Source organism: Acinetobacter sp. UBA6571 (assembly GCF_002434085.1).
Lineage (GTDB): Bacteria > Pseudomonadota > Gammaproteobacteria > Pseudomonadales > Moraxellaceae > Acinetobacter > Acinetobacter radioresistens.
The window spans coordinates 34,300-58,379 of record NZ_DJJJ01000057.1 but is presented as its reverse complement, the minus strand read 5'-3'; the positions used below and the strand labels follow the sequence as shown (position 1 = coordinate 58,379).

General features: G+C 40.5%; 21 protein-coding genes. 10 read left to right on the top strand and 11 right to left on the bottom strand.

All coding sequences use genetic code 11. The annotated features are described in order from the left end of the window. Positions 1-250 precede the first annotated feature (250 nt). Together B3X18_RS10965 and B3X18_RS10960 are read left to right on the top strand one after the other, a co-directional pair. Entirely contained in the window at positions 251-1,624 is a 1,374-nt protein-coding gene (locus tag B3X18_RS10965) for a diaminobutyrate--2-oxoglutarate transaminase (protein ID WP_005025302.1), read from the top strand. A gap of 3 nt (positions 1,625-1,627) precedes the next feature. Continuing rightward, positions 1,628-3,160: a pyridoxal phosphate-dependent decarboxylase family protein gene (locus B3X18_RS10960; protein WP_005025304.1), complete on the top strand. Its 1,533-nt coding sequence runs from the start codon at positions 1,628-1,630 to the stop codon at positions 3,158-3,160. Positions 3,161-3,264: 104 nt separating this feature from the next. Here B3X18_RS10960 and B3X18_RS10955 read toward each other — a convergent pair whose 3' ends face one another. Next, positions 3,265-3,744: an Lrp/AsnC family transcriptional regulator gene (locus tag B3X18_RS10955; protein WP_005025307.1), complete on the bottom strand. Its 480-nt coding sequence runs from the start codon at positions 3,742-3,744 to the stop codon at positions 3,265-3,267. Between the two features lie 136 nt (positions 3,745-3,880). On the opposite strand from B3X18_RS10955, the gene B3X18_RS10950 reads away from it, so the two are divergent. The 8 genes from B3X18_RS10950 (at position 3,881) to sohB (ending at position 14,547) form a co-directional block, all read left to right on the top strand. After that, positions 3,881-5,602 carry an alpha-keto acid decarboxylase family protein gene (locus tag B3X18_RS10950; protein ID WP_034688178.1) on the top strand — a complete coding sequence of 574 codons (1,722 nt, stop codon included), beginning with the start codon at positions 3,881-3,883 and terminating at the stop codon, positions 5,600-5,602. A 148-nt stretch (positions 5,603-5,750) separates the two neighbouring features. Then, positions 5,751-7,133 (top strand): amino acid permease, encoded by a 1,383-nt coding sequence (locus B3X18_RS10945; protein WP_005025310.1) that lies wholly within the window; start codon positions 5,751-5,753, stop codon positions 7,131-7,133. Positions 7,134-7,943: 810 nt separating this feature from the next. Beyond that, positions 7,944-8,975 carry a substrate-binding domain-containing protein gene (locus tag B3X18_RS10940; RefSeq protein WP_101160915.1) on the top strand — a complete coding sequence of 344 codons (1,032 nt, stop codon included), beginning with the start codon at positions 7,944-7,946 and terminating at the stop codon, positions 8,973-8,975. Positions 8,976-9,075: 100 nt separating this feature from the next. After that, positions 9,076-10,455 (top strand): phosphate ABC transporter permease subunit PstC, encoded by a 1,380-nt coding sequence (gene pstC, locus B3X18_RS10935; RefSeq protein ID WP_005025314.1) that lies wholly within the window; start codon positions 9,076-9,078, stop codon positions 10,453-10,455. After that, positions 10,452-11,849 (top strand): phosphate ABC transporter permease PstA, encoded by a 1,398-nt coding sequence (gene pstA, locus B3X18_RS10930; protein ID WP_005025316.1) that lies wholly within the window; start codon positions 10,452-10,454, stop codon positions 11,847-11,849. Before pstC ends, pstA begins: the two co-directional genes overlap by 4 nt. Before the next feature lie 13 nt (positions 11,850-11,862). Further along, positions 11,863-12,771 carry a phosphate ABC transporter ATP-binding protein PstB gene (gene pstB / locus B3X18_RS10925; RefSeq protein ID WP_005015045.1) on the top strand — a complete coding sequence of 303 codons (909 nt, stop codon included), beginning with the start codon at positions 11,863-11,865 and terminating at the stop codon, positions 12,769-12,771. Positions 12,772-12,863: 92 nt separating this feature from the next. Next, the gene (locus B3X18_RS10920; RefSeq protein WP_017401209.1) at positions 12,864-13,535 is read left to right on the top strand and encodes a hypothetical protein; all 672 of its coding nucleotides are present in this window, start codon (positions 12,864-12,866) and stop codon (positions 13,533-13,535) included. Between the two features lie 49 nt (positions 13,536-13,584). Further along, positions 13,585-14,547 carry a protease SohB gene (sohB, locus tag B3X18_RS10915; RefSeq protein WP_005025322.1) on the top strand — a complete coding sequence of 321 codons (963 nt, stop codon included), beginning with the start codon at positions 13,585-13,587 and terminating at the stop codon, positions 14,545-14,547. A gap of 95 nt (positions 14,548-14,642) precedes the next feature. Here the strand turns inward: sohB and B3X18_RS10910 are convergent, their stop codons facing one another. From B3X18_RS10910 to B3X18_RS10865, 10 genes are all read right to left on the bottom strand, one after another. Further along, positions 14,643-15,245: a DUF1269 domain-containing protein gene (locus B3X18_RS10910; RefSeq protein WP_005025323.1), complete on the bottom strand. Its 603-nt coding sequence runs from the start codon at positions 15,243-15,245 to the stop codon at positions 14,643-14,645. Between the two features lie 568 nt (positions 15,246-15,813). Next, positions 15,814-16,461 (bottom strand): DUF2238 domain-containing protein, encoded by a 648-nt coding sequence (locus tag B3X18_RS10905; RefSeq protein WP_005015040.1) that lies wholly within the window; start codon positions 16,459-16,461, stop codon positions 15,814-15,816. A 92-nt stretch (positions 16,462-16,553) separates the two neighbouring features. Next, the gene (purB, locus tag B3X18_RS10900) at positions 16,554-17,942 is read right to left on the bottom strand and encodes an adenylosuccinate lyase (RefSeq protein ID WP_005015038.1); all 1,389 of its coding nucleotides are present in this window, start codon (positions 17,940-17,942) and stop codon (positions 16,554-16,556) included. A gap of 55 nt (positions 17,943-17,997) precedes the next feature. Continuing rightward, on the bottom strand, positions 17,998-18,729 hold the full coding sequence (gene hflD, locus B3X18_RS10895) for a high frequency lysogenization protein HflD (protein WP_005015036.1): 732 nt from the start codon (positions 18,727-18,729) through the stop codon (positions 17,998-18,000). Between the two features lie 17 nt (positions 18,730-18,746). Further along, positions 18,747-19,880 (bottom strand): tRNA 2-thiouridine(34) synthase MnmA, encoded by a 1,134-nt coding sequence (gene mnmA / locus B3X18_RS10890; protein WP_005025326.1) that lies wholly within the window; start codon positions 19,878-19,880, stop codon positions 18,747-18,749. A 4-nt stretch (positions 19,881-19,884) separates the two neighbouring features. Next, positions 19,885-20,370 (bottom strand): NUDIX hydrolase, encoded by a 486-nt coding sequence (locus B3X18_RS10885; protein ID WP_005025328.1) that lies wholly within the window; start codon positions 20,368-20,370, stop codon positions 19,885-19,887. Between the two features lie 847 nt (positions 20,371-21,217). After that, positions 21,218-21,754, bottom strand: a complete 537-nt coding sequence (locus B3X18_RS10880) for a gamma carbonic anhydrase family protein (protein WP_005015027.1) — start codon at positions 21,752-21,754, stop codon at positions 21,218-21,220. 98 nt (positions 21,755-21,852) lie between these two features. Beyond that, the gene (gene dacC / locus B3X18_RS10875) at positions 21,853-23,001 is read right to left on the bottom strand and encodes a D-alanyl-D-alanine carboxypeptidase PBP5/6 (RefSeq protein WP_005025331.1); all 1,149 of its coding nucleotides are present in this window, start codon (positions 22,999-23,001) and stop codon (positions 21,853-21,855) included. A 118-nt stretch (positions 23,002-23,119) separates the two neighbouring features. Beyond that, a complete protein-coding gene (locus B3X18_RS10870; protein ID WP_005025333.1) occupies positions 23,120-23,518 on the bottom strand; it encodes an MCR_0457 family protein in 399 nt (132 codons plus the stop codon). Positions 23,519-23,678: 160 nt separating this feature from the next. Continuing rightward, positions 23,679-24,050: an MCR_0457 family protein gene (locus B3X18_RS10865; protein ID WP_005025334.1), complete on the bottom strand. Its 372-nt coding sequence runs from the start codon at positions 24,048-24,050 to the stop codon at positions 23,679-23,681. Positions 24,051-24,080 lie beyond the last annotated feature (30 nt).

Genomic DNA, 24,080 nt, shown 5'->3' with positions numbered 1-24,080 from the left:
TCTTGAGCGTGTCACATACTCAATAGATAATTTTATTTAGTGCTTAACCTCTACGTTTTTTCCAATAAAACGCGGTTATGAAAGTACACAAAAAATGTTTTTTTTCTTTAAAAATTAGGTATCATCGCGCTCCTAGTAATAAGATATTAAAACCTTGTGTCTTCACTAGATTCTTAACAAGCACCGAGTCAAAGGACCAAAAGTCACCAGACTTATTTTCTTTTACCCTTATCAGAGATGGTAATCCGATATGAGCGTTACTTCTGTAAACCCTGCCACCAATTCCACCAACGAATATTATTTGACTCGCCAAAGTCAGATGGAATCGAATGTACGTAGTTATCCGCGCAAATTGCCGTTAGCGATCGCACAAGCACATGGTTGCTGGGTTACCGATGTGGAAGGTACAAAATACCTTGATTGTTTAGCTGGGGCAGGTACATTGGCTTTAGGTCATAATCATCCTGCGGTGATTCAAAGTATCCAGGAGACACTTGCAAGTGGTCTTCCATTACATACACTGGATTTAACGACTCCTTTAAAAGATGCTTTTACTGAAGCACTACTGGCATCTCTGCCAGGTGGTCAGGAGGCTTACTGTTTACAGTTCTGCGGTCCATCAGGCGCCGATGCAACTGAAGCAGCAATTAAACTTGCAAAAACCTATACTGGTCGTAGCTCTGTTATCAGTTTTTCTGGTGGCTATCATGGCATGACACATGGTTCACTTGCCATGACAGGCAACCTGTCTGCTAAAAATGCAGTCAATGGTTTAATGCCGGGTGTACAGTTTATGCCGTATCCGCATGAATACCGTTGCCCATTGGGTCTAGGTGGTGAAGCGGGCGTAGACGCTTTAACTTATTACTTTGAACAGTTTATTGAAGATGTTGAAAGTGGTGTTACCAAGCCGGCGGCTGTTATCCTTGAAGCAATTCAGGGTGAAGGTGGCGTAGTTGTTGCCCCAACTAAATGGCTGCAAAAGATTCGTGAAGTGACTGAAAAACACAATATCGTGTTGATTCTGGACGAAGTTCAGGCAGGCTTTGCGCGTTCAGGTAAGATGTTTGCCTTTGAGCATGCTGGAATTGAACCTGATGTTGTGGTGATGTCTAAAGCAGTTGGCGGTAGCTTGCCACTTGCAGTTTTAGGTATTAAGCGCAAGTTTGATGCATGGCAGCCAGCAGGCCATACTGGTACATTCCGTGGTAACCAATTGGCCATGGGTACAGGTCTTGCGTCACTTCAGGTCATTCAAGAGCAAAATCTTGCACAGAATGCTCATGATCGTGGTGAGTTCTTGCAGTCTGAACTGAAAAATCTGGCAGCTGAATTTCCATGTATCGGCCATGTACGTGGTCGCGGCTTGATGATCGGTATCGAAATCGTTGACGAGCGCCAGCAGCCAAATCATATTGGTGCTTATCCTGCTGATGGTCAACTGGCTGCTGCAATTCAGGCAGCGTGTTTTAATCATAAACTGTTGCTTGAAAAAGGTGGTCGTAACGGTACAGTAATTCGTTTACTTTGTCCGCTGATCATTACTCAGGAAGAATGTGTAGAAGTAATTGCTCGCTTTAAGAAAGCAGTTGCTGAAGCTCTTGTTGCAGTTCGAGGCGCATAATTCATGGTAGATTTTGCAGAACACCGTAAAGCGTTACTCTGCAATGATGCTCAATCCATTGCTGACTATGAGTCAGCAATGGAACAGGCGACTAAAGCCGTAGCAGCATGGTTGCAAAACGATAAAATGTATACTGGCGGCAGTATCAAGGAACTCCGTGAAGCAATCGCCTTTCATCCTTCTAAAGAAGGGTTGGGTGTACAGAAATCGCTTGAACGTATGGTTGAGCTTTTTCTGAATAAAAGTCTGAAAGTACACCATCCACATTCGCTGGCGCATCTGCATTGCCCAACTATGGTGGCAAGCCAGATTGCTGAAGTACTCATCAATGCAACTAACCAGTCAATGGATTCATGGGATCAAAGCCCAGCCGGATCATTGATGGAAGTGCAACTGATTGACTGGTTACGCCAAAAAGTAGGTTATGGTTCAGGTCAGGCAGGTGTATTTACCTCAGGTGGTACACAATCAAACTTGATGGGCGTATTACTTGCGCGTGATGCCTGTATCGCGAAAAACTGGAAAGATGAAAACGGTAATCCGTGGTCTGTTCAGCGTGATGGTATTCCTGCAGAAGCAATGCGTAATGTCAAAGTCATCTGTTCTGAAAATGCACATTTCTCTGTGCAGAAGAACATGGCAATGATGGGGATGGGTTTCCAGTCAGTAGTCACTGTTCCTGTGAACGAAAATGCCCAGATGGATGTCGATGCACTGGAAAAAACCATGGCTCACCTTCAGTCTGAAGGCAAGATTGTGGCATGTGTAGTGGCAACCGCAGGTACAACCGATGCCGGTGCAATCGATCCTTTAAAACAGATCCGTGAAATTACCAATAAATATGGTGCGTGGATGCATATTGATGCAGCATGGGGTGGTGCACTGATTCTGTCTAATGATTATCGCTCTATGCTAGATGGTATCGAGTTGTCTGATTCTGTGACACTCGATTTTCATAAACATTATTTCCAAACCATTTCTTGTGGCGCGTTTTTGCTTAAAGATGAAGCGAACTACCGTTTCATGCACTATGAAGCAGAATACCTGAACTCAGCTTATGATGAAGAGCATGGCGTGCCGAACCTGGTGTCTAAGTCTTTACAAACAACACGTCGTTTCGATGCGTTGAAATTATGGATGACGGTTGAAGCACTGGGTGAAGAGCTTTATGGTTCAATGATTGATCATGGCGTGAAATTGACACGTGAAGTAGCAGACTACATCAAAGCAACTGATGGTCTGGAACTTCTGGTTGAACCACAATTCGCATCAGTATTGTTCCGTGTTGTTCCAGCAGGATATCCAGCTGAATTTTTAGATGCATTGAATCAGAATGTAGCAGATGAGCTGTTTGCCCGCGGTGAAGCTAATATTGGCGTAACTAAAGTGGGGCAGGTACAGTCTCTGAAAATGACGACCTTGAGCCCGGTAGCAACACTAGAAAATGTAAAGAATTTACTTGATCTGGTTTTAGCCGAAGCTGACCGAATCAAGGAATCAATTCAGCAGGGTAGTTATACTCCGCCGATTGCCTAAACATTGTTCCTATAAAAAGCCGGTGTCTATGATACCGGCTTTTTATCATGGTGAATTAATAACCTGGAGTTTCTCTCGTAATAGATTTTTTCACATAGAATAATTTAGGAAGTATAGGAGGGAACTTTATTCTTGAGCATAAAGTGATTCTGTTCTTTAAATTTTTTCAAAACAATGTAAGATTTTATGTGACCAATAAAATCACAAGATAATAATTTTTCTGTCACAAAGTGCGAAAGCTGCTCCAGATTTTCTGCTACTACTTTTAAAATAAAATCTGCATCGCCACTTAAAGAAAAAGCATCCTGTATACATTCTTCACTTTCAATCAGCTCCTGAAATGCTAGCTGGTTTTTGGCTTCATGTACTCTTAAATTTACATGGACCATTGCAGTAACTTCAAGGCCTAAGGCTTGCTGGTGAATACGTGCGGTATACCCGATGATGATTCCTTTCTGTTCTAGAAATTGCCGTCTGCGCGAGCATTGTGATGCTGACAGTCCAATAAGCTCACCCATTTCCTGATTGGTCAATCTGCCATTTCTCTGCAACGCCTGAATGATTTGCCAGTCAAATTTATCCATTATATGCACCTTATTCCTTTATGATACACATATCATGTATTTTTATTAAAATCCGTTTCTATTATGCATGAAATATAAGTTTTAGATGAAATATTATCTTTCTATGGAATAAAAATAGATGAGAAGGATGATAAAAATGTTCATGGAAATCGGTAATTTTTTAAATAAACGGTTAAGCGAACTGGGTATCAAGCATATTTTTGGTGTGCCAGGTGATTTCAATCTATCTTATCTGGAACAAATTGAAGCTGATTCGAAAATTGAATTCATTGGTAACTGTAATGAACTTAACGCAGCATATGCTGCTGATGGTTATGCGCGTATTAATGGTTTCTCTGCATTGGCCACCACTTACGGTGTTGGTGACCTGAGCGCCATTAATGGAATTGCGGGGGCCTATACAGAGAATGTACCCCTAATCCATATTTCAGGCATTCCACCACTGCATGCTGTTACTCAGGGTGCTTTAATACATCATACCTTGGTTGATGGTAATTATGACAATATTATGAACTGCATGCGTGAGTTTACGGTAGCCCAGACCCGTCTGACACCTGCTAATGCTGCTTCAGAAATTGACCGGGTACTGCGCCAGTGCGCGCTAGAACGCCGTCCAGTACATATTCAGCTGCCTTCCGATATTACCCATGTGAAGATTCAGATAGATGATCAACCGCTGTGTCTGGAACGTCCGGTAAGTGATCCTGAAATACTTGAACAGGCAGTAGACGAATTATTTAAATGCTTATCTCAAGCAAAAAAACCTGCTCTACTAATTGATAATGAAGCCGATATTTTTAATGTCACAACATTATTAGCTGAAATTTCTGCCAAAACAGGTATCTCTTATGCCTGTCTTCCCACAGCTAAAAATATTATGGATGAATCATCGCCACATTATGCAGGTGTGTATGTTGGTGCGGCCAGTCAACTATCTGTAAGAAATCTGATCGAATGTTCAGACTGCCTGATTGGAATCGGAGCCAGATTTACCGATATTGGTACGGGTATGTTTTCACATAAAATCAATAAAGACAGCTATATTGAAATTAAACGGTATGAAGTCAATACTGCACGTAAAAACTTCCCAGGAATTGAAATTGGCGAATTGCTGACAGCACTGAATCTACGGGTCACAGCTAAAAAGTCGCTTAAACCTACACTTGAGACGCCAGCCACTGAGCGAATTCAGGTATCAGAACACCAGAAGCTGTCGCATGAAATCCTTTGGAAATATATTGGTGATTTCTTTAAAGCAGATGATGTAATTCTGGGTGAAGTGGGAACATCAAATACAGCATTATCTGGGCTACGTTTACCGGTAACTGCCAAGTATATCTGCCAGCCTATATGGGGCTCAATCGGTTATACCTTACCTGCATTACTCGGCAGTTTACTCGCTGCACCAAAACGTCGGCAAATTTTATTTATTGGCGATGGTTCATTGCAACTTACAGTGCAGGAGCTTTCTACGATTATCCGTTATGGTCTCAAACCCATTATTTTTGTACTCAACAATGGGGGTTATACGATTGAACGATTAATTCTGGGTGAAAATGCCAGCTATAACGATATTCAGAACTGGAAATATACTGAATTGGTACAGGTGTTCAATGGTAAAGAAAAATATCAGACCTGTATGGTCGAGACCGCTGGCCAGCTAAAAAATGCGTTAGATCAGGTAGAGGCATATGATGGTTTAAGCCTGATTGAACTTAAATTACCGGCAATGGATGCTCCGGTGAGCCTGCTTAAATTTGCTGATGTCGTAGCGCGTTATGACTATGGTAATTTCGGCTACCAAAAACTTAAAACACAACAGCACTATGTAGAATGCAAAAATGCAATATCTTTCTAATTTTTTAAAAATCAATCGGTTATTTTTTTATAAATTATTTTAATCCGACCTTGAGGAGCACTGGTTTTTACTCGGTGCTCCTGACTTAATTTCTCTAAACAATGATAAAGGGTGTAAAGGATATTACGCCTTCAATGGAGATAAAACTGTGGACACAAATCAAAATACATTGAAGAAAGGTCTCTCTAACCGGCATATACAGCTGATTGCACTAGGAGGCGCTATTGGAACCGGATTATTTCTGGGAATTTCACAAACCATTAAACTTGCTGGCCCTTCAGTTTTACTGGGGTATGCAATTGCAGGCATCATCGCTTTCCTCATTATGCGTCAACTGGGAGAAATGGTGGTAGAGGAACCTGTGAGCGGTTCATTTAGCTATTTTGCTAATAAATATTGGGGCCGTATGGCAGGTTTCATGTCTGGGTGGAATTACTGGGTTTTATATGTACTGGTAAGCATGGCTGAATTGAGTGCTATTGGAACATTTATACAGTTCTGGTGGCCTGAAATACCCACTTGGATTACTGCAATGGGGTTTTTTATACTGATTAATGGCATTAACTTTATTAATGTCCGTTTTTTTGGAGAAACAGAATTTTTATTTTCCTGCATTAAAATTATTGCCATCTTGAGTATGATTGGTTTTGGTGCCTATTTATTGTTTTCAGGTGCCGCTGGGCCAGAAGCCGGAATAGCCAATTTATGGCAGCACGGCGGATTTTTCCCAAATGGTATTTCTGGCCTGGTAATGGCTATGGCAGCTATTATGTTTGCATTTGGCGGACTAGAGCTAATTGGAATTGCAGCCGCAGAAACACGAAATCCTGAGAAAAATATTCCAAAAGCTACGAACCAGATTGTTTACCGTATCTTGATTTTTTATATTGGCGCAATCGGTATTCTGTTGAGTTTATATCCCTGGAATCAGGTGGCACAAGGGGGGAGCCCATTTGTACTAATTTTCCAGTCTTTAAATAATCATGGTGTAGCCAATGTCTTGAATCTGGTCGTAATGATCGCAGCAGTTTCAGTTTATAACAGTTGTATTTACTGTAATAGTCGTATGCTGCACGGACTGGCAGAACAGGGCAATGCACCGCAGTTTCTAAAAAAAGTGAATCATCGTGGAATTCCAGTCGCAGCCTTGGCTGTATCCGGTTCGATTACTGCACTTTGCGTAGTCATTAACTATATTATTCCAGAAAAAGCGTTTGGTTTTCTTATGATGCTGGTGGTTGCTGCATTAGTAATTAACTGGCTTATGATTTCAGTCACTCATTTGAAGTTTGTAAAAGTGATGAAGCAGCAACACAGGCTGACTGCATTTAAAGCTATTGCCAGTCCTTGGACAAATTATTTAACGATTGCTTTTATGTTTTTCATTTTAACGATCATGAGCCTGACACCAGATATGCGCTCAGCCGTTATTTTGGCACCTGTATGGCTCAGTGCACTGGCCATTATGTATTTTGTCTATTATCGCAAAAGAAATGTTATATTGACTGGGGGGATCCAGCCTAATCCTTAAAAACAGTTATTTAAGTATTTTGTTTTCTATATAAAGAGAGATCGAATGATCTCTTTTTATCAATTCAAGAGGAGATTTGAAAACTGGAGTAAGTCCTGATTTTAAAGTGGATTTTATATTTTTATGTTAAAACTATAAATTAATGAACAATAAATATTTTAAGACAAATCTATAAACCAATGGTCCAGTTTTTAGATTTCAGGTATTAATCACTTTCCTTTAAAATTTTTTTAACTGAGCCTATTAGAATACTTCAATCTATAAATTTCTATTTATAGGTCTGGAGAAGGTATACAAATGCTCTGCTTGATCGCACTCCCATAGCAGGGGACTCATTGATGAAATTCTTATTAGGCTTAAATATCTGTTAGCTAGTACACTATTTATGTAGTGAGCTATATCACATCTTATAAATATAGAAAGCTCAATTCTAACTTTTATAGATTAGTCATACTGAAATTTTTTAAGATAACTCAGAATCTGTATAGATCTATTACAGTGAAAAACTACCTTAATAAAAGTGATACAGAATTAATTCTAGTTTATAAGATGTCGGGATTAAATGTTTGACCCAATCTCTTTAATATAATTTTAAATGTTAATCTTGTTATTTGAAAAAATTTAAAATAAAAATTCTAATATAATTATATAGTTAATTTAATATATGAAGTGCTCTAGATGAGATCATGAAAGTGTCATAAAGGTGTAACTTATTTGTCATATTTTAAACTCAAAATGCACTTATCCAAAATGTACTAACACTGTAAACAAGTGGAGTACGGAAAAATTGCAAAATTAAGAGAGAAGAGAATGCGCTTAAATCCACGTCATGTTGGCATCATTTTAGCAGTTACTGGGGCAGCTGCAGCAACAACCGCGAATGCGGCTCGCGATACCATTCAGATTGCCGGTTCTTCAACCGTCCTTCCATATGTGAGTATTGTTGCTGAAGAGTTTGGTAATACTTTTCCACAATTTAAAACACCAGTTGTAGGTTCTGGTGGCACTTCAGGCGGACTAAAACAGTTCTGTCAGGGTGTAGGCGACAATACAATTGATATTGCAAATGCATCACGTGAAATTAAAGATACTGAACTTGCTAGCTGTAAAAAAGCTGGTGTAAACAAAGTTCAGGAAATCAAGATCGGTTATGACGGTATTGTATTTGCATCAAATGCCAACAAGGCAGCCTTCAAGTTAAAGCCTTACCATGTATATGCGGCACTGGCAGAAAAACTGCCTTCTAAAGGTAAACTGGTTGCTAACCCGTATACTCGCTGGAACCAGATTGACAAGACCTTGCCAAATGAACCGATTACTTTAGTTATTCCAGCATCTAACCACGGTACACGTGAAGTGTTCCAGGAAAAAATGGTTGATCTGGGCTGTAAAGCATATGAGTACAACAAGAATCTAGATAAAGATACTCAAAAAACTGTATGTTCGACTTTCCGTAAAGATGGTCGTGTCATTGAAATCTCAGGTGACTATACTGAAACACTCAGCCGTCTGAAAACAAATCCGAGCGCAGTTGGTGTATTTGGTCTAGGTTTTTATGACCAGAACCGTGACCGCCTGCGTGTAGCAACAGTAAATAATGTAACACCGTCTGAAGCAACTATCCTTTCTGGTAAGTACCCTGTTTCCCGTCCACTGTTCTTCTATGTAAAAGGTGAGCACCTGAAATCAATCAAAGGACTTGAGCAGTATGTAGAATACTTCCTGAATAAAAAGGTTTCAGGTAAAGGTTCTAAACTTGAAAAGGCTGGCTTGATTTCACTGTCTGACTCAGAACGTGCCAAAGTACTGGCAAATTTTAAAGCAGGTAAAACTGTTCAGTAAGGTGGACTTATTCAAGACTGATGGCAGGGAAGACCTGCCATCAGCTTTCGCGTAAATAAGATTTTTTCATGCGGTCATGTGAAAGAATTGTGGAGAATACATGAATCTGCTGCTCATTGGAGTGTTACTGGCGCTGATTGCAATTGCTTATCAGGTTGGGCTCACCAAAAGCCGTAAACTGGCAGGTAAAGAGAATAATTCTGCCAGTCTGCATTCGCGTCCGGGCTATTATGGCGCACTGGTTGCATTATGGTGTGGTATACCGGCTTTTATAATTTTAATTGTGTGGAATCTGGTTGAGCCAAATATTCTAAAGCATATTATCCTTAATAATATACCGGCAGCGACTGTAACGGCACTGGACCCTGCTGGACTGGATGTTATCGTTGAGCGAATCAGGGCAATTGCATCAGGTTTTGGGGTAAGTGATCAACCAGCAGCTTATGAGGTTGCAGCGGCAGAACAGTTAGCCAAATTCCAGATGATTGGTAACTTTTCCAAAATGGCTGTGGTTATTGCTGTAGCGCTAGGTGGTCTGGTCTGGGCAAAAAAACATGTAAGTCAGCAGTACCGAGCACGTAATCAGGTCGAAAAAGCCATTAATATTGGCCTGATTTTATGTTCAGGAGTTGCTATTCTGACCACGATTGGCATTGTACTTTCGATGTTTAGTGAAGCAATGCGCTTTTTCCAGTTCGTCAGTCCTCTGGAATTCTTTTTTGGAACAGAGTGGAATCCGGGCTTTAGTACATCAGGTGGCGCAGAAGGCAGTTATGGTTTGTTGCCACTGATCTGGGGCACACTCATGGTCAGTGCTATCGCTTTGCTGGTAGCTGTCCCAATTGGACTGTTAATTGCGATTTATCTGGCTGAATATGCATCTCCAGGTTTACGTTCCTGGGCGAAGCCCACTATTGAGATTCTGGCGGGTATTCCGACGATTGTTTATGGTGTCTTTGCTTTAATGGTCATTGGCCCGTTCTTTAAGATGCTGGGAGATACGGTTGGCCTGCATATCAATGCAACCAGTGCACTGACTGCCGGTTTTGTGATGGGAATTATGATTATTCCTTTTGTTTCTTCACTGTCAGATGACATTATTACTCAGGTGCCGCGTTCACTACGGGACGGTTCACTGGGACTTGGAGCGACCAAGTCTGAAACCATTAGGCAGGTGGTACTTCCAGCAGCTTTACCCGGAATTATTGGTGCCTTTTTGCTAGCTGCTTCACGTGCCATTGGCGAGACCATGATCGTGGTGCTGGCTGCGGGTAACAGTCCAATCCTGCACGGTAACCCACTAGAAGCTGTCTCTACAGTAACAGTTACTATCGTTAACCAACTTACTGGTGACACTGATTTCGCCAGTCCACAGGCACTGGTGGCGTTTGCCTTGGGCTTAACCCTGTTTGTAATTACTTTGGGTCTTAACATTGTTGCACTTTACATTGTGCGTAAATACCGCGAGCAATACGAATGAGTACATCCAATACTTCTCCGCTGGGCCAAAAAGATATATTCGATGCTCAAGCTGCTGCCGATTTGCGCGCAAAACGTAAAGACAGAATTGCCAAATCACTCAGTAAGCGTCATCGTAAAGAGAAAATCTTCCGTATTGCTGGCTTTAGTGCAGTAATGGCCGGGCTATTCTTTGTGGCTTTACTTTTTGGCAGTATTCTGATTAAAGGTTTGCCCGCGTTCTGGCAAGCTGGTATGTCGGTACCTGTATATTTTGACCCTAATATTATTGACGCCGGACCACGTCCAGTTCAAAAAGCAGGCGAAAGTCCAGCCCAGTTCCAGGAGCGTTACATTGCCTGGCAAACAAAGATGGGTATGGTAGATTGGGATGCCTTGATCGTAAATGGTATTATCTCTAAAGCACCTGCACTGGCGCCACAGCGTGATGAGCTAGGGGAGATTTATACCAGCTCGGAATCTTACCGATTACGCGATATGGTATTTGAAAATCCCACTTTAATTGGTAAAACGCAAGACATCAAGATTTTGGCTGATGCCAATGTGGATGTCTGGGTGCATGGCCAGATTGACCGTGATCTTCCGGATGAGCAGCAGCAGTTAAGTCCAGAAGTACGCAAGCTTGCAGATGAAATGGAAGCACAAGGTGTATTGACCACTTCATTTAATACTCAAATCTTTACGAATCCCGATTCGCGTAGTTCTCCTGCAACGTCAGGACTGGCTGGCGCTTTTATGGGTTCGCTGTTTATGATGCTGATTGTCATCTTTATCTCGATTCCAATCGGTGTGGCAAGTGCGATTTATCTGGAAGAATTTGCGCCAAAAAATTATATTACCGATATTATTGAAGTAAATATCAATAACCTGGCCGCTGTACCTTCAATTGTATTTGGTTTACTAGGTGCTGCGATCTTTATTGGCTGGATGCATCTGCCATTATCGGCACCGTTAGTGGGTGGTCTGGTACTGAGTTTGATGACATTGCCTACGGTTATTATCACAACACGGGCCTCGTTAAAAGCTGTACCTCCCTCAATTCGTCAAGCTGCATTAGGTTTGGGTGCATCCCGTGTACAAACTATTTTTCATCATGTGTTACCTCTTGCATTACCAGGAATTTTAACCGGTGCAATTATTGGGGTAGCGCAGGCACTAGGTGAAACAGCTCCTCTATTATTGATTGGTATGAGTGCCTTTGTGGCCAGTGTGCCAACCTCCCCATTAGATCAATCCACGGCTTTACCTGTACAGATTTTTCTGTGGCAGGGCAATGAATTACGTAACTTTTTTGAAGGGCGTACAGCAGCCGCCATTATTGTACTGCTGGCACTCATGATTGGCCTAAACAGCTTGGCCATCTGGTTACGTAAGAAATTTGAAGTACGCTGGTAATTGAGGACAAGATATGAATACTAATGTTATGAATGCTTACAAGCAGGAACCGTCCGTGAATTCAGAACCAACCCAAATACCTGTCACCGGATCAGGCAAGACATCTGCAACTTCGTTTGTATCCCAGTTCGATACATCTGCAGCGTCTAAAAAAGAAACAGCACACAAAGTCAAAATCTGCACTGATGATGTCCATGTTTATTATGGCGAAACAGAAGCGATCAAAGGAATTGACCTTGAAATTTATGAAAATGAAGTGATTGCATTCATTGGACCATCAGGCTGTGGTAAATCAACATTTTTGCGTACTTTGAACCGCATGAACGATACTATTGACAGCTGCCGGGTTACAGGAAAAGTAACACTGGATCAGCAAGATATATATGATCCAAATCTGGATGTCGTATTACTGCGTGCACAGGTCGGAATGGTGTTCCAGAAGCCGAATCCGTTTCCAAAATCGATTTTTGATAATGTTGCTTATGGGCCTAAACTGCACGGTCTGGCACGTGACAAATACGACCTTGAAGAAATTGTCGAAAACAGCCTGCGTAAGGCTGGACTTTGGGATGAGGTCAAAGACCGTTTGAATCAGCCTGGTACAGGACTTTCAGGTGGACAGCAGCAGCGCTTATGTATTGCCCGTACTATTGCGGTAAGTCCAGAAGTGATATTAATGGATGAGCCATGTTCTGCACTTGACCCGATTGCGACTGCAAAGGTAGAGGAACTGATTTCGGAGCTTTCGAATCAGTATACCATTGCGATTGTAACTCACTCGATGCAGCAGGCAGCGCGTGTATCTGACCGGACAGCTTATTTCCATTTAGGTGATCTGATTGAGGTCAACTCTACGGAAAAGGTTTTTACACAGCCTGATCATCAATTGACTGAAGCTTATATTACAGGACGCTTCGGCTAATTATTTAACCTGAGATATTAAAAAAAACAGAGTCTTGATACTCTGTTTTTTTGTTATGATGCGAGATATAAAAATTTCATGCTAAAAAAATAATGCAATTGACGCCGGAAGAACGAGAATACGCAAAAATTTCGAAACATGCTTTAAAAGACTTATTCCAGGTTCTGTTTGGCACCAAATATATAGATCAATATTTTGCTATGCTGATGGTAGGATTGAGTATAGCTCTTGCAACTTTAATACCCCATCATGGCTTGTTTGCAACATCTCAAAGTCCGGGAATGACCAATTATCATCGCTGGTTATATGACATCTTTGTGGTTGTATCGAGTTTAATCGGCTTTGTACTTTATTTTTGGTTAAAACGACAAAAAAGTAATATTAAGGTTGGCCAAAAATGGCGAGCTTATATTAAGGCAAATTCTGATTTTAAAATGTATCGTTATCGCATTGCTCAACTTAAAGGTAAAGAACCTTTTATGCATACCCCTTTTAAAGAATATTGCTTTATTCTTCTGTTCCTGGCCTTATTTATTCTGATGTACTCACTGCTTACCCCTTTTGAAAATGGTCGACGTGGTAACTTCTGGATTCAAACTTGGTGGCCAATAAATGCCTTCATTATAGGTGTATTATATTCAGGATTATTCTGGATATATTTCCGTTTATTCGCCATCAAAGCAATCATGAATCAATATGCTTTATTGATCAGACAAGAACGAGCAAATAACAAACATAATAAAGCTATTGAAAAATGCCAGTAGTGACCTAATCTAAAGATACAAACCGAATTAAACTGAGAATAGATTTTTTATGTTATTTCATACGCCAAAGTTACCCGCAGAGATTCGTATTAGCCATCTTAATGCGCGTGTCAATGAACAACGAAAAAAAATTGCGCAGACAACAGCGTCTAAACTCGAATTATTGCAACTTGCTCAACAACTGGCAAAAGAAGGGCGGGCACGTAAAAAAAATAACCAGAAAATTTATGTCATCGATTTTAAAGGCGACGTACAAGCTTCAGCTGTTGAAAATCTGCGTGAAGAAATCACCTTGATTCTGGCAACGGCTAAAGCAGGAAAAGACCGTGTAGTGGTGCGTCTGGAAAGTCCGGGTGGAATGGTACATGGTTATGGACTCGCAGCAGCACAGCTGGTGCGTTTACGTGATGCAGGATTTCACTTAACTATCTGTGTAGACAAGGTTGCTGCCAGCGGTGGTTATATGATGGCCTGTATTGCAAATGAAATTATTACCGCACCATTTGCTGTTGTTGGTTCAATTGGTGTTGTGGCTCAGGTACCAAATTTTAACCGTTTATTAAAAGAACATAATGTCGATTTTGAGCTTTATACTGCAGGCGAATATAAGCGTACTGTTACTATGTTCGGCGAAAATACGCCAGAAGGTAAAGCCAAATTTGAGCAGGAACTGCAACAGACCCATGCTTTGTTTAAGCATTTTGTAGAAAAATACCGCCCAAAACTAAATGTTGAGAAAGTAGCAACAGGTGAGCATTGGTATGGTCAGGATGCTCTAGATTTAAATTTAGTAGATGAGCTGAAAACTTCAGATGAGTATTTACTGAGTGCTCTACCACAGCATGATGTGTATGTTATTTCAACTCGCCGTAAACCAACCTTAGGCGAAAAACTGGGTCTTCAGGCCGCGCAAATGGCAGATGCACTGGTGCCAGCAGTACTAAATAAAGTAATGGATACCTTGGCTAAAGCCAGTTCCAATCTGGTACAGATGCGTGATCCAGAACTTTAAGATTATCGTGAAGTCCTATTAAAAAAGCTCACTAAAGTGAGCTTTTTTAATAGGAAATTATATTGATGTAAAAACAGGACAATTATACAGAGAAATTATTTAGCATGCTCACGATGGAAATGGGATTTAAAAGCTTCCCATTTAGCTTGACGTCTTGCTTTATGCTCAGCTTTCTTCTGTTCTTTCAAAGTCAAGTTTGCAATACGTTGAGTTTCTTGCCAGGTTTCAATACTGGCTTCAATTTCTGCCTGTACATCTTCATAATCCCAGCGATAAATTGTTGCTCCGGTTTTTTCAAAAAGCGCATCAATAAAATCTTCAGACGCTTCATGAATATCAATGAGTATACCCACAGTGCCGAGGGGTAATGCTTGGCTAATTCTAGCCAGTACAGCTAAATCATCTTGTTCACGATTAATATCATAGGTTCCACCAATTAATGCACCCGTGGTAAAACCTAAAAGTAAGCCAAGTGGGCCACCCAATATTCCAATTAAAGAACCCAGTAGGCTGCCACTTAAAATCCCATTATTTTGTTTGGGATCTATTTGTTCTTCAATTTTAAAACTACCATTTTCTTGGCGTTTTAAAAGCGTAACTTCATTAATATCCTTAATAGGGGAGTCTTTAAATTTACTAAAATTTTCAAAGGCTTGTGCTGATTCATTCCAAGTAACTAAAATAATATTATGTGCCATTTCTTCACCTGTATTGATTATAATGTGTATAATATTCATACAGTATTAAAATAAGAGAAATAGTTAACTTTTGTGAATATAATAAAAATTATATTGTATTAATTTGATTTTTATAATATTTAATTTTATTAAAAATTAATACTAATATTTTGTTTCTTATTTTTTATAAAAATGAATAGTATTCAGCTTCTAATAAAACATTTTTGATAAAGTTAGTTTTAATAATGGATATTATATAAGTTGTGATAATTTTTAATAAAATTAAAGATAATCAAAGAAAAAGTTAAGTGTATTTTTAGAGTAAATGATAATTACAGAGAAAAGGGTTATAATCTCAATAAAATATAATTATTGCTCGTAATATACAAATTAGAACTTTATTAAGGGTAGATTGTAATTATTTATGAACAATAAATTTAATTTTTCAAGCTTAATTTTTTATTTTGGATATTAATGTGTGTATATTTATTTCAGCTAAGTAAAATAAATTTTTGTTTAAAAGGATATTAGCATAAATCTAGATAACTACATGTTATAAAAATATTAAAAAAAATTATTTAATAATATTTCAAGATCTATTTAATAAAGTTTTATAATTCTCCTTAATTAAAACGATGATACCTGTCATTATTGCTCCGAGAGTTGCAAGCAATATATCTTTATGTGCATCCCAAATATCACCTTGCTGGCCATTATAGTTTTCTGCAGCTTCAGGTGATAAGTTAATTGCTATCAGCCATTCTATCCATTCGTAAATCAGGCTGGTACTCATGACAGACTCAATCACAAGGATAAACCATATCCAAGGTTTCAAATCTGGTAGCCAAACCTGATGTAACCTTAAAAATACCGGATAGAGTAGTAAACCATAAGCAAAGTGTACCAGACGGTCATACATGTTACGTTGCCAGCCCATCATCTGATTCAAATCTATCCCTGATAACTGAATGAACCATTCATTATAAGGAACATAAGAATAGAGATAATGGGCACCTAATACATGAATCAGCAGAAAGATAATATAAGAAGTTACGCTACCAAAGCCGAGTCCGATTTTCTTAATAAGAATAATCAGAGCAATCCACATCAATAGGGTGCCGAGTTGATGGAGAAGATAAGAAGATAGCTCCATTGGATGAATGCTGGCAATCATCACAGCCAAAGCTAAAATTATAAAGACACCCCAATGTTTCGCATGTAAATGGTAATCAATCATTTTAATTTTAGAAAACTTTAAGTTTAAATATATAAGTTAAAGTCATCATAATAAAAAAGCGGAGCCAAAGCTCCGCTTTTTTATTTTTTCAATTAGATTTTTTCAATCAGCTCTTTAAGCTGTTTTGCCTGTTCAGCAGCATTGCCGGTATAAGTTGCGGGGGTCATTTCAGCAAGACGGGCACGATCAGCAGCAGGCACGGCTTCCAGCTCATTGCCATTTACAAAGTTTACCATCATCTCTCGCGTCATAGCCTGGCCACGAGTCAATGCTTTTAACTTTTCATAAGGTTTTTCTACGTTGTAACGACGCATTACTGTTTGAATCGGTTCTGCCAGTACTTCCTGTGCCTGATCAAGATCTTCAAGCAGGCGGTTAGCATTTAGCTCAAGCTTACCTACACCTTTAAGACATGCATCAAACGCAATCAGGCTTTGTGCAAAACCTACACCCATATTACGAAGTACGGTAGAGTCCGTCAGGTCACGCTGCCAGCGAGAAACAGGTAATTTTTCACCCAAGTGAGCCAGTACTGCATTAGCGATACCGAGGTTACCTTCAGAGTTTTCAAAGTCAATCGGGTTAACTTTGTGTGGCATGGTGGATGAACCAACTTCACCTTCTTTAAGTTTTTGCTTGAAATAACCTAGAGAAATGTAACCCCATACATCCCGGTTAAAATCGATCAGGATGGTGTTGAAGCGGCGTAGGGCATCAAAGAGTTCCGCCATGTAGTCATGCGGTTCAATCTGAGTTGTATACGGATTAAAGGTGAGACCTAGAGACTCAACAAAAGCCTGAGAGTGTGCTGGCCAGTTGATATCTGGATAAGCTGAAAGGTGGGCATTATAGTTACCTACTGCACCATTGATTTTCCCAAGCAGTTCAACATTTTCAAATTGCTTGATCTGACGCGCCAGACGATAGGCAACATTTGCCATTTCTTTACCCAAGGTAGTCGGACTGGCTGTCTGGCCATGAGTACGGGACAACATTGGCTGGTCTGCGTGCGTTTCAGCCAGGGCAATAATTGAGTTTAATAACTGTTGCATGCTTTTCAGTAGCACATCGCGGCCATTTTTCAGCATTAATGCATGAGACAGATTATTTATATCTTCAGATGTACAGGCAAAGTGAATAAATTCACCTGCATTCTTTAGCTCATCAATACCGGCAATTTTTTCTTTCAAGAAATATTCGACTGCTTTGACATCATGGTTAGTGGTGCGCTCTATTTCCTTGATCCGGTTAGCATCAGCTTCAGAAAACTCTGTAACAATCTGGTCAAGAGCAGCATTGGTTGCAGCACTAAAATCAGCAACTTCAGTAATTTCAGGATGTTTTGCGAGCGCTTGTAACCAACGCACTTCAACAGTAACACGGGCATGGATCAGGCCAAACTCAGAAAGATAAGGGCGTAATGCATCGCATTTGCTTGCGTAGCGCCCGTCGAGTGGTGAAAGTGCAGTTAAAGCGTTCATAGTGATTCCTTGAAGTCTGGAATTAAAGCTAAGCAGCAAGCCCATTTTGCATCAGTTAAACCGCCTGATACTGTAAACGAGCGAGATCCTGAATATCCTGTAGTAATTTACGTTTCCTGAAAATCATATTCCAGGAGCTGCCACCGAGCTGACGCCACAAATGTGCCATTTGCAGACCAGTAAACAGGCTGGCGCGAATCCGGTTGGTATGTTGTGTGTCTTTAAATGCTTCAGCGTTACCACGAACTAAAATACGCGGATTAATCTGTCCTGCTGTATCGACATAGGTCTGGGCAAGATTGGCAAGAATACTGGGGTGCAAATAATTATTATCGAAAAAAGAAAGCTGTTTTAATATTTTTTGCTGAGATTTTTCAATAATCTGGACATATTCCGGATTCCGATAAACCTTCTTTTCTAATTGCAGCAAGGCCATAGCATACGACATGGGCAGTTTAGCTGCCGAGATTTTAGGAATACGAGATTTGGGGGTGCTTGAAAAAGGCTGGATTATACTGCTTTCCAGCGTTTTTAAACCTAAAGATATATCGGCAAGGTGATTAAAAAAATCGAGTGTCTGGCTAGAATGATTAACAGTTGGGCGAATATTCAAACTGGCTTTAATCAGCTGTTCGAAATAGAAATTGCCACTTTCGCCCATACTTTTTTGACCGGACATGGCGGTCATATGAGTAAGCTGAGTAGCCTGGAATACGGCTGCCAAGGCTAAAGCCCTGTTTTGGCGCTCACTCAGGGTTTGAGGCTGTTGAAAGGGGAAATCAACCATGCCTGATCACTTCCTTGCTAAATAAAATCGGGAACAGGTGCATTGGTATGATGAATCACGCCACCACCTAAGCAAACTTCACCACTATAAAATACTACACTTTGTCCTGGTGTAACTGCGCGTTGGGGATCATCAAATTCAACCCGTACCCCTTGCGTACTAGAATCATCTTTATAAACCGTACAATCCTGGTCAGCTTGGCGATAACGAGTTTTTGCTGTACAACGTAATCCGGATGCAGGAATTTCCTGTTCACCCGCAACCCAGTCAATCGCTTCACTCCAAAGAATTGTACTCTGCATAAGAGGATGCTCATGGCCTTGGCCTACTACCAGACGGTTACCCGCAATATCTTTATACAGCACAAACCACGCACCTTCAGCCGCACCTTTTAAGCCACCAATTCCAATACCGCCGCGCTGGCCGAGTGTATAGTACATTAACCCGTGATGCTCACCAACCTCTTTACCATCATCGAGAACGATTTTCCCCGGCTGTGCTGGCAGATACTGTTTAAGAAAGTCATTAAAGCGGCGTTCACCAATGAAGCAGATACCGGTTGAATCTTTCTTTTTTGCTGTGGCCAGACCAAGCTCTTCTGCGATTTTACGTACCTGCGGTTTTTCTATTTCTCCTACTGGAAATAGAGTCTTGTTAATTTCACGGCCATGAACAGCATGCAGAAAGTAGGTCTGGTCTTTATTCGTATCTACGCCACGCAATAGTTCTGCATAAGCTTCACCTTGCGAATTATATTTAGTTTCACCACGGCGAGCATAATGACCAGTAGCAATAAAATCTGCACCCAGTTTTACGGCATGATCTAGAAATGCACGGAATTTAATTTCCTTGTTACAAAGAATATCCGGATTAGGCGTACGGCCTGCAGCATATTCGGCCAGAAAATGTTCGAATACACGATCCCAATATTCCATTGCAAAATTTGCGGTATGCAGCTTGATGCCGATTCTGTCACAGACAGCCTGTGCATCAGCCAGATCTTTCATTGCAGTACAGTACTCCGTGCCGTCATCTTCTTCCCAGTTCTTCATGAAGAGACCTTCAACCTGATAACCCTGTTGAAGAAGAAGTGCTGCAGAAACAGAAGAATCTACACCACCAGACATACCGACGATGACACGTTGTTGCATAGGATTAAGCATCCAGATTTGAAATAAGGGGAGAATTTTGGTGCTCATAGATGAGCGATAAAGGAAATTTTTGCCCTGACAGTGCGTCTTGAACTGCTTTGATGACCAGTGGACTGCGTGCACGGGCTGTCTCGGTCAGCTCGTCTAGAGTCATCCATACTGCGCCGACAATACCAGTGTCTAGTGGTGCATCAGCATTGTAAGTGCCTGCCTTGGCAAGAAAGCAGAAACGATAATAAGTACGATCAGGAAACATGGGAGGGGTATAAGTATAGATGCCTAGCAAAGAGTGTATTTCTACCTCATAACCAGTTTCTTCCATGGTCTCACGCACAGCAGCCTGAACGACTGTTTCACCTGCTTCGACATGGCCTGCAGGCTGGTTAAATACAGTATGAGTTACGCCTTCAGCCTGTTCTTCAACAAACAGAAATTTACCATCTTTTTCTACGACGGTTGCGACAGTCACATGTGGTGTCCAAGCAGTCATTTAAAAGCACCGGAAGGTAAAAGCCGTATTCTACAAAATTTAGGTGGATATGGCTATGCTCATGCCAGACTAAGTATTGAATAATATTTTATTGCTTATTATCTGTGCTGGAAAATATCGATCAATTATTGAAATTTTTTCACTTGGCTACCTATCCATATTACAGGTCACAAACGTCATTTACAGTCAGATGTTTCAAGATCCGGTGTTCCAAAGCCACCATACTTATATCTTTAGTAATATTAATCCCTTAAATTTTATTTACTTCTGAACTATAGATATAACTGAATTTTTAGATTTAAAAAATTGATAGCTGTATTATTCCGGTCAAGTAGCGGCTGATCATACAGAAACTTTATATCAGAGTTAACCTTGTCAAACGAATCTGCTTTTACAGATGGTCCAGATTGATGAAGTGCAGGATAAAAGCGCTGTTATAGTAGCTGAGTGCTATACCAAAATAGTCTTTAAACTTTTTTCATCGATCAATAAAAAATTGGATCGACTTTCCTTAAAAAATGATTATAGCTTTTCTTCCAGTTATAAAATTCACCTTGCTCAACCGGCTCAGTTACAGGGCTGATTATGCTACTGACGACAGACAAGCTCAATCATATAATTTTCGGAACGCTGATAAGTCTAAAAAGCCTAATACTATATAAAAGAGAGCTGTCCGTAGCATTTACTGAAATGCCTTCGAAGCTATACTTTTTAATATCATTTTTAGTCTTTTCTCATAGCTGACTATGTTTAGGTTAGTGTTGATCTTAAGCAGAGTTCATAGATTTTTTCTTGGACAAGATAATTTTAAACCTAAATGATAGAAGAGATATCATTAGGCTATAAATTAATTTTCCTGATAATTATTTGCGACTTTCACATAGTGTCTTGCTGAGTATGGAAGAAATTCTTTTTCTTTGTCTGTAAGTGGTCGAACTTTTTGTACAGGACTCCCTACATATAGATAACCGCTCTCCAGTCGCTTGCGTGGCGGTACCAGACTGCCTGCCCCAATCATTACGTCATCTTCAATGATGACATCATCCAGAATAACGGTCTTGATGCCAACCAGTACCCGGTTTCCTATAGTACAGCCATGTAATATTACATGATGTCCAATCGTCACATCTTCACCAATAATCAGTGGAGAACCTTCAGGTTTATCAGCTTTTTTATGGCTAACATGCAGCATGCAATGGTCTTGTACATTACTGTTCTTTCCAATACGAATACTGTTTACATCGCCACGTACCACTGCAAAAGGCCAGACAGAAACATTTTCAGCCAAATGCACATCTCCAATAACGACTGCCATGCTATCGATGTAGCAGCTGTTATCAACTTGTGGTGTATGTTCGAGGTAGGAGCGAATATTGTTATTCATTTCTGGGGAACCAATCAAAAATCAGGTCAGTATAAAATAAAAAGCATCCATACCGCAGTAAAGATGCCCTAACTTTAGCATAAGCTTAAAAAGTGTAATTAGAACAAGTTGCTAAAGAACTGTTTAATATGGTCGATCATACGTGAAAAGAAACCTGCTTCTTCTACCGATTTTAATGCGACTAATGGCTTTTCTGCAATAACTTTACCATCTAGGCTAGCCACCAGTTTACCTACTACTTGGCCTTTTTGGAGGGGAGCATTTAGTTTAGGCTGAACCACCAGCTGGGTTTTAATTTTGTCGGCCTGACCTTTTGGCATAGTCACGTTAAAGTTCTCGGCAAGACCTACTTCAACCTCATTTTCCTGACCAAACCAGACTTTTGATTTAGCCAGAACCTGTTTTGCAGGTTGTACATTGGCAGTTTCAAAGTTGGCATAACCCCATCCCAGCAGATCACGAGTCTGAGTTGCGCGTTCCTGCATGGTTGGCGCACCAAAGATTACTGAAATTAGTCGCATTGGACCACGTTTTGATGAAGTAGTCAGACAGAAGCCAGCTTCATCAGTGTGTCCTGTTTTCAAGCCGTCCACACTTGGGTCAGTATAAAGCAGGGCATTACGGTTACCCTGTTTGATACCGTTAAAGGTAAATTCTTTTTCTGAATAGATCGGATAATATTTAGAGCTGTCTTTAATGATGTGCTGTGCAAGTATGGCCATATCTTTGGCCGTAGAAACATGACCTTCAGCTGGCATACCTGTCGAGTTAACGAAATGGGTATTTACCATGCCAATACGTTTTGCTTCCTGATTCATCATATGGGCGAAGGTACCTTCATTCCCAGCTACGTGTTCAGCCACGGCCTTTGATGCGTCATTACCAGATTGTACGATGATACCTCGCAGCATTTCTAGGACAGAGGCTGTTCCATTTAAAGGAACGTACATACATGATTCAGAACTGCTTCCTCGGCACCAGGCTGACTCGTTCATACGAACCTGTTCGTTTTCGGTGAGTTCACCTTTTAATAATTTTTGCTCAATGATGTAGCTGGTCATCATTTTAGTCATTGAGGCAGGTGCCAGCTTTTCATTTTCATTTTTTGCAGCCAGGATTTGCCCGGTCTCATAGTCCATCAGAACATAGGATTTATTATTCAATTCTGGTGGAGAAGAGAGGACTGTTGCTGCATATGAGAAAGATGGTAATAAGAGTAGGGCAGCAATGGCACTTTTTCGGGTCATTCTAGGAGGTTCCAATACTTAATATGAGCACAAAAAGAGGCTAGCATTTTAGGCCAAAGCACAGCTGACTTCTACCAGGAAGCCAGCTTATTTCATACAGTATTGTAACTATCGGGTATTAGGCACCGTAACTAGCGACGTCACGGCAAACTTGGGTGTTTTTAGATTTGCCTGCATTTTTAGCATCCTGACGTGCTTCTTTCAGAACACTCTGGAAATTTTTTGCTTTACTGCGTTTTTCTAGGGCAGAAACTGCATTTTTCTCGCCAGGCATATGTGCCTGAGCCAGACGGCTATATCCCTCATTAAATTTCTGGTCTTTACCAATCAGTCCCGGACAAATCTCAGACAACACATAAATAGCGGCGAGCTCTTCTTGGGTAACCTGCTGCTGTGGTGTTACATCAATATTTTCAGAACCAGCTTTGTTGTTTTCTGCCGCATAAGTACCAGGCGCAGTTAACATAAGAGCTGTGAACAAACCTAAACCCATTTTAGAGAAGTGTTTTAATTTCATACAGTTTTAGTCTCATAATACAAGCAATTAGCAAAACAGCTTAATCAAAAATCATGGAAAGAAAATAGATAAAGTGTATCTAGCCTGTACATGCACCATAAAAATCCCGGCTTGGAAAAGCCGGGATTTCTAAAACAGGTTATATTTTTAAGTCGATGTTTTACTCAAAGTCCAGAACATCCTGACATACTGATTTCTGTTCTTCCTGATCAGCTTCTTTTGCAGCTGAACGTGCTTCAGCAAGCACACGCTTATACTCTATATCATTTTGCAAACGGGCATAAGTCATTGAGGAATCAGAGTATTCTCCCAGATAGCTGTTAATCAGCTTTTGGATATTAGTGTCCAGACGAGTATTTTTCCCCAAGATTGCTGGACATACCTCTGCCAGTACCTGAGTGCCTGCAATATCTTCTTTGACCAGTGTATCAGCCTCTTGCTGAGTCAAGCCCTCATTGGCCAGTGCCACCTGAGACATGACTGCAACAAACCCCAGACTCATTAGTCCCCGTAATAAAAATGACTTAATCATTGTTTTCACAAATTTATAGGTAGATGTAGA